Here is a 12,015-nt window from a genome sequence, read left to right as displayed (position 1 = left end):
CCCGCGCGGCTCTCCCCTTAATGCATCCGGTTGGGGGGCACTGAGCTTGCGCCCGGTGCCCCGCTTCTCAGTGGTTCAGACGATCAGAGGTTGCCCTTGATCGCGGTGATCAGCTCGCCGTTGGTGGTGTCACCGGAGAGCTCCCAGAAGAACGCGCCGCCGAGACCCTGGTTCTTCGCGTAGGTCATCTTGCCGGCGATCGTCGACGGGGTGTCGTAGCTCCACCAGTTGTTGCCGCAGAAGGCATACGCCGTGCCGCCGACGGTGCCGGTGGCCGGGCACTTGGTCTTGAGGACCTTGTAGTCCTCGATGCCGGCCTCGTAGGTGCCGGCCGCCGCACCGGTCGCCGAACCGCCCGGGGCAGCCTGGGTGACGCCGGTCCAGCCGCGGCCGTAGAAGCCGATGCCGAGCAGGATCTTGCTGGCCGGGACGCCCTTCGACTTCAGCTTCTGCACTGCGGCGTCCGAGTGGAAGCCGGCCTGCGGGATACCGGGGTAGGCGGTGAGCGGCGAGTGCGGGGCGGTCGGGCCCTGCGCGGCGAACGCGCCGAAGTAGTCGTAGGTCATCGGGAAGACCTTGTCGAGCTTCGCGATGCCCGCGGCGTAGTCGGCCACGTCGAGCTTGCCGCCGTTGCTGCCGTCGGCGGAGATCGCCGAGGTGATCAGGTTGTTCGCACCGAACTTGTTGCGCAGCGCGGTGAGCACGTTGGCGTACGCGGCCGGCCCGCTGGTGTCACAGGTCAGGCCACAGGCGTTCGGGTACTCCCAGTCGATGTCGATGCCGTCGAAGACGTCCGCCCAGCGGGAGTCCTCGACCAGGTTGTAGCAGGAGTCGGCGAACGCGGCCGGGTTCTTGGCGGCGTCGCTGAAGCCGCCGGACCAGGTCCAGCCGCCCATCGAGTAGATCACCTTGAGGTGCGGGTACTTCTTCTTCAGCTTGCGGAGCTGGTTGAACGAACCGCGCAGCGGCTGGTCCCAGGTGTCCGCGACGCCGTCGACGCTCTCCGCGGCGGTGTACGCCTTCTCGTAGTCCGCGTACGAGTCACCGATGGTGCACTTGCCGCCGGTGGTGTTGCCGAACGCGTACAGGATGTGCGTGAGCTTCGAGGCCGAGCCGGACGTGTCGATGTTCTTCACGTGGTAGCCGCGGCCGTAGACGCCCCACTCGGCGAAGTAGCCGACGACCCACTTGCTGCCGGTCGGCGGGTTCGTGGTGGGCGGCGTGGTCGGCGGGGTGGTGGGCGGCGTCGTCGGTGGCGTGGTGGGAGGCGTGGTCGGCGGGGTGGTGGGTGGCGTGGTGCCACCGCAGACCCCGTTGTCGATCCACACGGCCCACTGGCTGCTGTTGGTAGCCGGGGACTCGTTCTGGGTCCACCACTTGGCGGTGTAGTTGTGGCCGTTCTGCGAGGCGACGTTGTCCTTCACATAGACGGCGGAGGCGCTCCATGCAGGGGCACAGGCAGCGGCGGCGGACGCCGACACGGCGGGCACCGCGATGCCGGCCGCAAGGACGACCGCACCGGCGAAGATCGCCCGGCGGGTGGTTTTAGACACGGGGATGTCTCCTCAACAGTTAGGAAACTTTCCAGAGAGAGGGATGAGGAGACGGTAGTCACATCGATTAACAACAGTCAAGCGAGGTGAACACCTTTAAGGTCCGTTTAACATCGAACGGCCGGTAGCGACAGGATGCATTCAGATGGACACAGCGCGTAGTCTTCCGTCATGACCATCTTCGACGTCGACATTGACGCCCTCACCGGTGGCCCGACCGAATTGGACCGCTACCGCGGATCGGTCGTGCTGGTGGTCAACGTGGCCTCTCGCTGCGGCCTGACCCCGCAGTACGCCGGATTGCAAACCCTCTACGAGACCTATCGCGACCGTGGCCTGGTGCTGGTCGGCGTGCCATGCGACCAGTTCGGCGGCCAGGAACCCGGCACCGCCGGCGAGATCGCCGAATTCTGCCGGGCGAACTACGGCGTGACCTTCCCGGTGACCGAGAAGGTCGAGGTGAACGGTCCCGGCCGGCACCCGCTCTATCGCGAGCTGGTTCGCAACGGCGACGACATCCAGTGGAACTTCGAGAAGTTCGTCGTGGCCCCCGACGGCACGGTCGCCGCCCGCTTCGCACCCGGCACCGCACCGGACGACGACGAGCTCGTCTCGACCATCGAGAAGCTCCTCCCGCACTGATGAGCATCCACGTGATCGGGGTCGACGCATACGCGCTCGGCTGGGTCGGCGTGGAGCTGCGCGACGGCGCCTTCGGGCGCGCGGTGCTGGCGTCCACGCTGTACGAGATCGTGGCGGGTAGCTCCGGGGCCGCGGTGATCGGCGTCGACATCCCCCTGGGCATGCTCCCCGACCGCTGGCGCGCCGCCGACACCCTCGCCGCCGACCAGCTCGGACCGCGCCGCGGCAGCGTGTTCCGGGTGCCGCCCCGCGCGGTCTGGGACGAGTCGGACTTCGCGTCCGCGAACCGGGTCTGCCGGGAGCTCACCGGAGCCGGCCTGAGCCGCCAGTCGTGGGCGCTGCGCCCCAAACTGCTCGAGGCCAACGCGATCTGGGAACGCCACCCCGGCCTGCTCTTCGAGGCCCATCCGGAGGTGTCGTTCCGCGCCATGGCCGGCGAGCCGCTGCCACACGCCAAGAAGACCTGGAGCGGTCAGGCCCGCCGCCGGGAACTGCTGGCCCGCCACGGCATCGTCCTGCCGGACCGCCTCGGCCCGGCCGGCCAGGCACCGCCCGACGACATCCTGGACGCCGCCGCGGTGGCCTGGACCGCCCACCGCGTGGCGACCGGTGTCGCGCTGAGCCATCCGAGCCCACCCGAGGAGAGCGACAGCACCAAAATCGCCATCTGGTACTGAGGCGAGCGTCCCCGTGCCGGCCTACCGCATGTCGGCGGCGATCTGGCGGGCCCGGTCCCGGGCGGCCTCCAACGCGGCCAGGAGCGCGGCGCGCACGCCGTGCTTCTCCAGCTCGCGGATCGCCGAGATGGTCGTGCCGGCCGGTGACGTGACCGCCTCGCGCAGCTTCACCGGGTGCTCGCCCGAGTCGCGCAGCATCACCGCCGAACCGACGGCGGTCTGGACGATCAGCTCGTGCGCCACCTGCCGGGGCAGACCGAGCAGGATGCCGGCGTCGATCATCGCCTCGACCAGCAGATAGAAGTACGCCGGGCCGGAACCGGAGAGCGCGGTGACCGCGTCCTGTTGCGACTCCGGAACACGCAGCGTGACGCCGAGCGGCTTGAACATCTCCTCGGCGATGGCCAGGTGCTCGCCGTTGGCGTGCGGGCCGGCCGAGATCGCCGTCATCGCCTGGTCCACCAGCGCCGGTGTATTGGTCATGACCCGGACCACCGGGGTGCCCTCCGGCAGCCGCGCGGCGAAGAAGCTGGTCGGCAGGCCGGCGCAGAGCGAGACCACGAGTTTGTCGGCGGGCACCTTGGCGCCGATCTCGTCCAGCAGGGCCGCGGCGTCCTGCGGCTTCACGGCGATCGCCAGGATGTCCGCCCGGGTCACCGCCTCGGCGTTCTCTACCACCGTCACGCCGTACCGGTCGGCCAGCTCGGCGCCGCGCGCGGCGCGCCGGGCGGTGACCAGCAGCCGGGAGGCCGGCCACCCGGACCGCAGCAGGCCGGAGAGGACGAGCTCACCGATCTTGCCGGCTCCGATGACCGCGACCGTGTGCTTGGGCAACGCGCCTCCTCTCCACGAGAAAAAGGGCCGGGGGAACACCCCGGCCCTTCGACGAACTCAGTTACCGAAGAAGACCTCGGCCTCTTCGTACCGCTCGATCGGAACGGTCTTCAGCTCGCCGGTGCCCTCGATCAGCGGGACCCGGACGATGTCGGTGCCGCGCAGCGCCATCATCTTGCCGAAGTCGCCCTCGTGCACCGCGTCGATCGCCTGCAGGCCGAAGCGGGTGGAGAGGACCCGGTCGAACGCGGTCGGGGTGCCACCGCGCTGGATGTGGCCGAGGACGACGGTCCGGGCCTCCTTGCCGGTCTTCTCCTCCAGCTGCTCGGCCAGCCACTGGCCGATGCCGCCGAGGCGGACGTGGCCGAAGCTGTCGAGCTCCTGGTTGTGCAGGACCATCTGGCCGTCGAGCGGCTGGGCGCCCTCGGCGACCACCACGATCGGCGCGTACTCCACCTGGAAGCGCTTGGTCACGTAGGTGGCGACCTGCTCCACATCGAACTTGCGCTCCGGCAGCAGAATCACGTTCGCGCCACCGGCGAGACCGGCGTGCAGCGCGATCCAGCCGGCGTGCCGGCCCATGACCTCGACGACCAGGGTGCGGTGGTGCGACTCGGCGGTGGTGTGCAGCCGGTCGATGGCCTCCATCGCGATGTTCACCGCGGTGTCGAAGCCGAAGGTGAAGTCGGTGGCGTTCAGGTCGTTGTCGATCGTCTTCGGCACGCCGACGACGTTGACGCCGAGGTCGTGCAGCTTGGTCGCGACGCCGAGGGTGTCCTCGCCGCCGATCGCGACGAGCGCGTCGACGCCCTGCTCGGCCAGGTTGGCCTTGATCTTCTCGACGCCGCCCTCGATCTTGAAGGGGTTGGTCCGGGACGAACCCAGGATGGTGCCGCCGCGCGGCAGGATGCCGCGGACCTCCGCGATGCCCAGCGGCTTCGTCAGGCCCTCCAGCGGGCCCTTCCAGCCGTCGCGGAAACCGACGAATTCGTGGCCGTACGCCGTGACGCCCTTGCGGACCACGGCCCGGATGACCGCGTTGAGACCGGGGCAGTCGCCGCCACCGGTGAGCACGCCGATACGCATTTTTCTTCCCCCTGGATCGGGTAACGAGATGCGGTTAGCCCGTGCGAGCCCCCGGGGAAGCGATCTCAAGCGGCAGCGTTGCCGGGCCCGGGGCGGGCCGCAACCGAACTCTAGTCGCCGCCCGGGACCCGGTCGAAGCCGCCCCGCTAAAGCCTGACGGTTTCGTTCTCACCGGCCTCCGGGGTCTTGCCGGTGACAGCGGCCTTGGCGTACCCGAGCAGAGTGACGACCTTCGAACTGTGTGCCGCCTCCCAGTACTCGGCGGTCTGCGTGGTGACCTTCACCAGGGTCAGGTTCGGCGTATCCAGGCCGTCCGGGAACCAGGCCTTGAGCAGCGGGTTCCACAGCTCCTCGGCCTTGGCCCGGTCGTCCTGACGGGACGCCGCGCCGGAGATGGAGATCCAGTTGTGCTGCTTCGGGTCGCTGAACGCGACGTTCACCTGCGGGTAGTGGCTGATCTGCTGGACCAGGTCCGAGTCGGCGTACGCGAAGAACCACAGGTCGCCGTCGAACTCCACCTCCTGCACCGCCATCGGCCGGCTGACGTGCCGGTGGTCCTCGGTCATCGTGGTCAGCATGCAGATCTTGGCGTCGGCCACCATCTTCTTGACCTTGTCGCGCCGCTCCTGCTCGGTGGCAGTCATGTCGTTTCCTCACTTCCGGTCGACTAGCGCCCGAACTTCCCGCCGGGACGCCACTCAAACCAGCGGCCGCCCTCCGCGGCGATCTCGCGGATTCGCAAGATCGCCGCGGAGGGCGGAGGCCAAAGCGACGAGGGGTCAGTGCGCCATCGCGGGCGGTGCGTCCGGGTCGACGTCCAGCGGGCCGGTGCGGAAGAGCACCGCGGCGACGATCGCGGCCAGCACGAAGAAGCCGGCCGACCACCAGAAGACGGTGTGGTACCCGTCCAGCTGGGCCTGGAGCGCGAGCTGCTGGGTCGGAGCCTGGCCGGCCATGTGGTCCTCGACCGTGGTGGCGAAGAACGAGCTGAGCAGCGCGGTGCCGATCGAACCGCCGATCTGCTGCACCGTGTTGATCATCGCGGAGGCGACACCGGCGTCGCGGTGCTCGACACCGGAGGTCGCGGCGTTCTGGGTGGGCGCGAAGACCAGGCCCAGGCCGAGACCGATGATGATCAGGCCGGGCAGGACGCCGGAGGCGTACGACGAGTCGAGCTCGAGCCGGGTCAGCAGGACCATGCCGCCGGCCGCGATCAGAGCGCCGACCGGGACCAGCGGGCGCGGGCCGACCCTGGGCGCGAGCATCGAGCCGGCGGTGGTGGCGGTGAGCATCACCGCGCCGAGCATCGGCAGGAAGGCCAGACCGGTCTTGATCGGGGTGAACGCCAGCACGGCGGTCAGGTAGTAGGTCAGGAACAGGAAGATGCCGAACATGCCGGCGCCGGCGATCGCGATCGAGGCGTACGAGCCGCCGCGGTTGCGGTCCAGCACCACCCGCATCGGCAGCAGCGGGTGGGCCACCCGGCGCTCGATGCCGATGAACAGGCCGAGCAGCGCCAGGCCGGCGACGATCGGGCCGAGCGTCATGGCGTCGGTCCAGCCGTCGGTCTCGGCGTTGGCCAGGCCGTAGACCAGGGCGACCAGGCCGCCGACCGCGGTGACCGTACCCGGGATGTCGATCTTCCCGTGGGCGGCGACCGGCTCGTCGCGCAGCTTGGTGAGCGCGCCGACCACGGCGATGGCGGCGATGACCAGGTTGACGTAGAGGCACCAGCGCCAGGAGACGTACTCCGTCAGCACGCCGCCGAGCAGCAGGCCGATGCCGCCGCCGGCACCGGAGATGGCGCCGAAGATGCCGAACGCCTTGCCGCGCTCGGCCGGCTCGGTGAACGTCGTGGAGAGCAGCGAGAGCGCGGCCGGGGCCAGGGCCGCGCCGAAGGCGCCCTGCAGCGCGCGGGCGACGATCAGCAGCTCGAGGTTCTGCGCCGCGCCGCCGAGAGCGGAGGCGAGGGCGAAGCCGACCAGGCCGATGAGGAACATCCGCTTGCGGCCGAAGAAGTCGGAGAGCCGCCCACCGAGCAGCAGCAGGCTGCCGAAGGCGAGGGCGTACCCGGTGACCACCCACTGCCGGCCGGCGTCGTCGAACGCCAGGTCGGCCTGCGCGGTGGGCAGCGCGATGTTCACGATCGTGGCGTCCAGCACCACCATGAGCTGGGCCAGCGCCAGCACGACCAAAGCCCACCAGCGGCCGGTCTTAGGTTCGGTGGGCAGTGGTCGATCAATAAGGGTGCTCATGCGGCCTTCCCGAAGTTGAGGAACATCCTCCACTTCGGCAGGCTAGCAGCGGAAGTTGAGGATTGCCCTCCGCTTAGTTGTAGGCTTGGCCACATGACTGGCACCGAGGTCCGCCCGCTGCGGCGGGACGCCCAGCGCAACCGGGAGCGGATCATCGCGGCCGCCCGGGAGGTCTTCGCCGCCCGCGGCTTCGCCGCCACGCTGGACGACGTCGCTCACCACGCGGGCGTCGGCGTCGGTACGGTCTACCGCCGCTTCCCCACCAAGGAAGCCCTGGTCGAAGCGGTCTTCTCGGACCGGTTGGAAGATCTCGTCACACTCGCCGAGGAGTCACTCGCCGCACCCTCGGCCTGGGACGGGCTGACCGGCTTCCTGCGCCGGTCCGCGCGGATGCACGCCGTCGATCGTGGCCTGCGGGACGCCGCGCTGAGCATGGACGAGCACCACTTCGTCCAGGCCGGCGAGCACATCGTGCCGCTCGTGGAGCAACTGATGGACCGGGCGCACGCCGAGGGCACGCTACGGCCGGACGCCGGGTTCCGCGACTTCCCGATCATCATGGCGATGGTCACCGACCTGGCGCGGCACAGCGCCGAGTGCCGGCCCGACCTCTTCGAGCGGTACCTGGAGCTGGTCATCGACGGCCTGCGCGCCCGGCCGGACAACGGCTCCCTCGGCACCGAACCGTCCGAGGCGGACGTGCGGGGAGTTATGCGGGAGTGCGTCCCGCCCCTGGAGTCCCGGCGCCGTTAGCCGCGACCATGGCTTCCCAGCGGGCGAGGTTGTGCCGGGCGTCGACCAGGGCGTCGTGCCGGCCGCTCATCTCGGGCAGCGGCGGGCGGCCCAGGTCGTCCCAGCGTTGCCGCAGGTCCTTGGTGAAGCGGGGGATCTCCCGGGGCAACGCCGGCATCGCACCCCACAGCTGCGCGAGCGCCACGTGGTCGTACGCCGCGTACCAGGCCCAGAGCTCCATCTGCTCGTTGCGTCCCCGGAGCGGCTCGACCAGGAACTCGTAGAGGTCCTGACGGATCCGCTCCCGGCCGCGCCACGCCTTGTCGGACGGGGACGGCAGCTTGTCGAGCACGTTGCGGCGCACCCAGGGCACCGCCCGGGAGTCGTCGAACTCGGTGCTGACCGCGTAGAACTCGCGGCCGAACTCGTCGACGACACCGATCGACACGAGGTCGACGATCCGGCCGTCCTCGATGAATTCACAGTCGTAAAAATAGCGATACACCATCGGCTCTATCCTCGCCCATCGTCATCCGGGCATGGACTCCAGGGCCCTCCTCGCCTCGCTCAGCCGGGCCTCGCACCCGCGCCGGACCGCCCGATCGGCCTGCACCGCCCAGCGCAGCCGCAGCAGCACCGGCAGCGCGGCGTCCAGTTCGTCGGCGCCCACCGGGCCGGCCGCCCGGTACCCGTCGAGGAACTCCGCCGCCTGGTCCGGTCCCCCGGCGTAGGCGACCGCCGCGGCCACGTCGTAGACCAGCGGCCCGGTTCCACTCGCCCCGCAGTGCAGCAGCCCGGAGCGGCCGGTCTCGGCGTCCAGCACGAACGCGTCCGGGGCCGGGTCGCCGTGCAGCACGCCGTAGGTGAGCTGGTCGGTGACGGTGAGCCGGGTCGTCGCGGTCACCGCGGCCACCACCGCGCCACGCAGCCACGACTCGGCGCCGAGATGCGGCGCGTCCGGGTCGAGCAGCTGCCACGGGCGCAGGCCCGGATGCCGGAAATCCTGCAGCGCCCGGTGCACGGCGCCGAGCCGGTCGCCCCACCACTGCTGGTCGACCGGATCCCGCCCGTCCAGGTGCCGGCCCGGGACTCGGCGCAGAACCGCGAGCGCGCCGTACGGCGTCTCCGCGGTCAGCCCGCCGCCGAGGGTGCGGATCGGCTCGCCGGCGTCGATGCGTACGCCGCGCAGATGTTCGGCGGCCATCAGCCCGGCCTCGATCTGTTGCCGGGCCGCGCTCTCGGCCAGCCGGGCCTCGTAACGGTCGGCGCCCGCGACCACTTCCCAGCCGCGCGACATCAGGCTCTTCGGCCGCTCGGTGATCTCGGTCGGGACGAGGTGCCACTGGTCGCGCAACGTCGATCGAAGAAGCTCATCATCCGGCACGGCGGGATTATCTCGGCACATGCCGCTAAAGCGACGGACAGGGTGGGCGACAATCACAGAAGGCGATGGGTGGTTTACAGAACGCTACCGAAGGGACATGATCGTACAGGGTGAGCTTCGATAACGGGGCAGGAATGGCGTTCGAGGCGCACTTCGTGCTATTAGTGATCGTTCGCGTCGTGGGGCCGGCGCCGGCCGGATCGACGCGGTCCCCATCGGGGGAGGGATAGCGCCGTGGATCATCGCATGCCGGATAACGGCGACGCGTTAACCGGCGTGGACATGTTCGCCGGGCTCGAGCCGGACGTCCGGCAGCGGGTCATCGCGGCAGCAGTCCCACGTCACTACCGCAAGGGGCAGATCCTCTTCGTGGAGCACGATCCCGGCGATTCCCTGATCATCATGAAACGGGGCGCCGTCGCCGTCTTCCGGACCGCGCCGACCGGCGAGCGCGCCGTCCTCACCGTGGTCCGCCCGCCCGACGTGCTCGGCGAGGTGTCCCTGCTCGACGCATCCACCCGCAGCGCGTCCGCCGAGGCGATCGAGGACTCGCAGGCACTGTCGCTGTCCCGGGCCGCCTTCATGGACCTGGTGCACTCCAACCCGCGCATTCTGGACGCGGTGATGCGCTCCGTCGGCGGGCTGATCCGGCGCCTCACCGAGCAGAACGCCGACCACGTCTTCCTCGACCTGCCCGGCCGGGTGGCCAAGACCCTCGTCCGCCTCTCCGGCGAGAGCCAGGCCCCGATGATCACCATCGAGCTCAACCAGAGCCAGCTGGCCGAGATGGCCGGCGGCTCGCGGCAGAGTGTGAACCAGGCGATCGGCTCGTTCGCCAGCCGCGGCTGGCTGCGCACCGAAGGCCGCCGCATCGTGGTCACCGACGTCCAGGCCCTGCGGCGCAGGGCCGGCATGGGGAGCTGAAAACCCCGCATCGGTACGCGTGACCGGCCGTTCCCGCCGGCTACGCCGTCCCCGCTCTCCCGGCGCGACCATCTGCCCACTCCCGGCCGACACGCGGCCGCCGGGAAACAGCACGGGGTCAATCCCGCCCGCCTCGCCGGATGGCGCGTCGCGGCCGAGATGGGGCGCGAGACCGCGCCCCCGCCCGCCATATCCCGGCGGTCGCGCTGGGGCGGTGACCGGGGCCCCGATCGCGCCGGGAGAGCGGGGACCGATCGTCACGCGTACCGGAAATCTATGCGACCTTGCGCCCTGCTCGCTTGACCGTCGGCGCCTCCACCGTGGTCTTCAGGGTGGCGGCGTAGACGTCGACGTATTCGCGGCCGGAGAGGGCCATCAGCTCATACATGATCTCGTCGGTGATGGCGCGCTCGACGAAGCGGTCGCCGCGCTGGTCGGCGTAGCGGGAGAAGTCGAGCGGCTTGCCGATCCGGATGCGGACCCGCTTGACCTTGGGGATGAGCGTGCCGGTGGGCTGGATCTCGTCGGTGTTGCAGAGCGCGACCGGCACCACCTTGGCGCCGCTCTCCAGCGCCAGCCGGGCGACCCCGGTCTTACCGCGGTAGAGGCGCCCGTCCGGCGAGCGCGTGCCCTCCGGGTAGATGCCCGCCACGTTGCCGTCCCGGAGCACCCGCAGCAGCGTGTCGAGGGCCGCCTGGGCCGCCTCGCCGCCCGAACGGTCCACCGGGATCGTCCCCGCGCCGACGAAGAACATCCGGGAGAACCATCCCTTGATCCCCTTGCCGGTGAAGTATTCGGCCTTGGCGACGAAGGTCACTTTCCGCTTCATGATCAGCGGTGTGAAGATCGAGTCGGAGAACGAGAGGTGGTTGCAGGCGAGAATCACCGGACCCGACCGGGGTACGTTCGCCAGGCCCTCCACCTTGGGGCGGAAGACCAGTTTCAGCAACGGTCCGAGGACCACCAACTTCAGCAGCCAGTAGAACACTGACGTCCTTTCAGCGGATGCCACCGTGCGTCCGGGGCGCAGTGAAGCGTACGAAGCGGGAGCGGCGCGCCACAATCGCACTCCCGCAACAGGCGCCTGCCGTGTCACCATTCAAGGCACGGTCGGCAAGGGGGTGCTTCGGTGACAACGGGTGGCGCCCGTCGTGGGCGGCGCGACAACGGGCTGGACGCGGCCGACTACGCGGCGGCCGGCGACGTGGATCCGCGGGTGGGCGAGCATCTGCTCGACGTGCTCGCGGCCGGAGGCATCGCCGCGTACCTTCAGCCGACCGCCGATCAGAACCCGATCCTGCGAGCCACCACGCTCCCGGCGCGCCCGATCGACCGGCTGTTCGTGGACCGTACCCAGTTGGAGACCGCGCGCGAGCACCTGCAGAAGGTGACCGGCGGCGTCCCGCCCACCCCGCCGCCGGCGGACCCCCGGCCGCAGGCCGAGGTGGACGCCGAGTGGGACAAGATCATCGCCGGGTTCCACACCACCGTCGACGGCGACCAGGCGCCCTGGCCGTCCGCCGAGGGCGTCGACCGGCAGGAGCAGCAGCGGCCACCGGCCCGCCCGGTGACCGAGGAGGGCACCCCGCTGAACAGGCGGCGGACCGACCCGCCGGAGCCGTCGATCCTGCACGGCCTCGACACCTTCGGCGCCGAGCTGCCGGACGACGACGAGGACGAGGAGCGGTATGTTCCGCCGCCTCCCCCGCCGCTGCCGCCCATCTCGAAGTACGCGGTGATGGGCCTGCTCGGTGTCGTGGTGGGCTTCGTGCTCTTCCTCTTCCCGCGCCTGCTCCCGATCGATCAGGAAGTCGTCATGCTGCTCGGGTTCGCCGCGATCGTCGGCGGCGCGGTCACCCTGGTCTGGCGGCTGCGCTCCGGCAACGACGACGACGAATTCGACGACGGCGCCGTCGTATAGACCGATG

13 protein-coding genes are annotated in these 12,015 nt (G+C 70.2%); 5 read left to right on the top strand and 8 right to left on the bottom strand.

All coding sequences use genetic code 11. From position 1 onward, the window contains the following. Positions 1 to 83: 83 nt before the first annotated feature. Positions 84 to 1,553: a glycosyl hydrolase family 18 protein gene (locus I4J89_RS18420; protein ID WP_196415220.1), complete on the bottom strand. Its 1,470-nt coding sequence runs from the start codon at positions 1,551 to 1,553 to the stop codon at positions 84 to 86. A gap of 171 nt (positions 1,554 to 1,724) precedes the next feature. On the opposite strand from I4J89_RS18420, the gene I4J89_RS18415 reads away from it, so the two are divergent. Together I4J89_RS18415 and I4J89_RS18410 are read left to right on the top strand one after the other, a co-directional pair. Further along, on the top strand, positions 1,725 to 2,195 hold the full coding sequence (locus tag I4J89_RS18415; protein WP_196415219.1) for a glutathione peroxidase: 471 nt from the start codon (positions 1,725 to 1,727) through the stop codon (positions 2,193 to 2,195). Next, entirely contained in the window at positions 2,195 to 2,872 is a 678-nt protein-coding gene (locus tag I4J89_RS18410) for a DUF429 domain-containing protein (RefSeq protein ID WP_196415218.1), read from the top strand. Before I4J89_RS18415 ends, I4J89_RS18410 begins: the two co-directional genes overlap by 1 nt. A 21-nt stretch (positions 2,873 to 2,893) precedes the next feature. On the opposite strand, the gene proC is transcribed toward I4J89_RS18410, so the two are convergent. The 4 genes from proC to I4J89_RS18390 form a co-directional block, all read right to left on the bottom strand. Further along, positions 2,894 to 3,706, bottom strand: a complete 813-nt coding sequence (gene proC / locus I4J89_RS18405; RefSeq protein WP_196415217.1) for a pyrroline-5-carboxylate reductase — start codon at positions 3,704 to 3,706, stop codon at positions 2,894 to 2,896. Between the two features lie 57 nt (positions 3,707 to 3,763). Continuing rightward, positions 3,764 to 4,792, bottom strand: a complete 1,029-nt coding sequence (locus I4J89_RS18400) for a 6-phosphofructokinase (RefSeq protein WP_196415216.1) — start codon at positions 4,790 to 4,792, stop codon at positions 3,764 to 3,766. A 146-nt stretch (positions 4,793 to 4,938) separates the two neighbouring features. Further along, positions 4,939 to 5,436 carry a pyridoxamine 5'-phosphate oxidase family protein gene (locus I4J89_RS18395; protein ID WP_196415215.1) on the bottom strand — a complete coding sequence of 166 codons (498 nt, stop codon included), beginning with the start codon at positions 5,434 to 5,436 and terminating at the stop codon, positions 4,939 to 4,941. 135 nt (positions 5,437 to 5,571) lie between these two features. Further along, positions 5,572 to 7,047 carry a DHA2 family efflux MFS transporter permease subunit gene (locus I4J89_RS18390; RefSeq protein WP_196415214.1) on the bottom strand — a complete coding sequence of 492 codons (1,476 nt, stop codon included), beginning with the start codon at positions 7,045 to 7,047 and terminating at the stop codon, positions 5,572 to 5,574. A 93-nt stretch (positions 7,048 to 7,140) separates the two neighbouring features. On the opposite strand from I4J89_RS18390, the gene I4J89_RS18385 reads away from it, so the two are divergent. Continuing rightward, the gene (locus I4J89_RS18385; protein WP_196415213.1) at positions 7,141 to 7,800 is read left to right on the top strand and encodes a TetR/AcrR family transcriptional regulator; all 660 of its coding nucleotides are present in this window, start codon (positions 7,141 to 7,143) and stop codon (positions 7,798 to 7,800) included. On the opposite strand, the gene I4J89_RS18380 is transcribed toward I4J89_RS18385, so the two are convergent. Together I4J89_RS18380 and I4J89_RS18375 are read right to left on the bottom strand one after the other, a co-directional pair. Next, positions 7,757 to 8,287 carry a polyadenylate-specific 3'-exoribonuclease AS gene (locus I4J89_RS18380; RefSeq protein WP_196415212.1) on the bottom strand — a complete coding sequence of 177 codons (531 nt, stop codon included), beginning with the start codon at positions 8,285 to 8,287 and terminating at the stop codon, positions 7,757 to 7,759. The two genes, I4J89_RS18385 and I4J89_RS18380, sit on opposite strands and share 44 nt — an antisense overlap. 21 nt (positions 8,288 to 8,308) lie before the next feature. Further along, positions 8,309 to 9,163 carry a phosphotransferase enzyme family protein gene (locus I4J89_RS18375; RefSeq protein WP_196415211.1) on the bottom strand — a complete coding sequence of 285 codons (855 nt, stop codon included), beginning with the start codon at positions 9,161 to 9,163 and terminating at the stop codon, positions 8,309 to 8,311. Between the two features lie 246 nt (positions 9,164 to 9,409). Between I4J89_RS18375 and I4J89_RS18370 the strand changes: the two genes are divergently transcribed. Beyond that, positions 9,410 to 10,087, top strand: a complete 678-nt coding sequence (locus I4J89_RS18370; protein WP_230859207.1) for a Crp/Fnr family transcriptional regulator — start codon at positions 9,410 to 9,412, stop codon at positions 10,085 to 10,087. Positions 10,088 to 10,361: 274 nt separating this feature from the next. On the opposite strand, the gene I4J89_RS18365 is transcribed toward I4J89_RS18370, so the two are convergent. Further along, the gene (locus I4J89_RS18365; protein WP_196415209.1) at positions 10,362 to 11,075 is read right to left on the bottom strand and encodes a lysophospholipid acyltransferase family protein; all 714 of its coding nucleotides are present in this window, start codon (positions 11,073 to 11,075) and stop codon (positions 10,362 to 10,364) included. Positions 11,076 to 11,216: 141 nt separating this feature from the next. On the opposite strand from I4J89_RS18365, the gene I4J89_RS18360 reads away from it, so the two are divergent. After that, on the top strand, positions 11,217 to 12,008 hold the full coding sequence (locus I4J89_RS18360; RefSeq protein WP_196415208.1) for a DUF308 domain-containing protein: 792 nt from the start codon (positions 11,217 to 11,219) through the stop codon (positions 12,006 to 12,008). Positions 12,009 to 12,015 lie beyond the last annotated feature (7 nt).

It is taken from the genome of Actinoplanes aureus, assembly GCF_015704865.1.
Classification (GTDB): Bacteria; Actinomycetota; Actinomycetes; order Mycobacteriales; family Micromonosporaceae; genus Actinoplanes; species Actinoplanes aureus.
The sequence above is the reverse complement of the archived record's forward strand: the minus strand, read 5'-3'. Positions and strand labels throughout refer to the sequence as shown.

Coding starts and splice junctions, on each gene's coding strand:
- I4J89_RS18415 (WP_196415219.1), top strand. CDS start 1,725: ATGACCATCTTCGACGTCGACATTGACGCCCTCACCGGTGGCCCGACC.
- I4J89_RS18410 (WP_196415218.1), top strand. CDS start 2,195: ATGAGCATCCACGTGATCGGGGTCGACGCATACGCGCTCGGCTGGGTC.
- I4J89_RS18400 (WP_196415216.1), bottom strand. CDS start 4,792: ATGCGTATCGGCGTGCTCACCGGTGGCGGCGACTGCCCCGGTCTCAAC.
- I4J89_RS18395 (WP_196415215.1), bottom strand. CDS start 5,436: ATGACTGCCACCGAGCAGGAGCGGCGCGACAAGGTCAAGAAGATGGTG.
- I4J89_RS18390 (WP_196415214.1), bottom strand. CDS start 7,047: ATGAGCACCCTTATTGATCGACCACTGCCCACCGAACCTAAGACCGGC.
- I4J89_RS18385 (WP_196415213.1), top strand. CDS start 7,141: ATGACTGGCACCGAGGTCCGCCCGCTGCGGCGGGACGCCCAGCGCAAC.
- I4J89_RS18380 (WP_196415212.1), bottom strand. CDS start 8,287: ATGGTGTATCGCTATTTTTACGACTGTGAATTCATCGAGGACGGCCGG.
- I4J89_RS18370 (WP_230859207.1), top strand. CDS start 9,410: ATGCCGGATAACGGCGACGCGTTAACCGGCGTGGACATGTTCGCCGGG.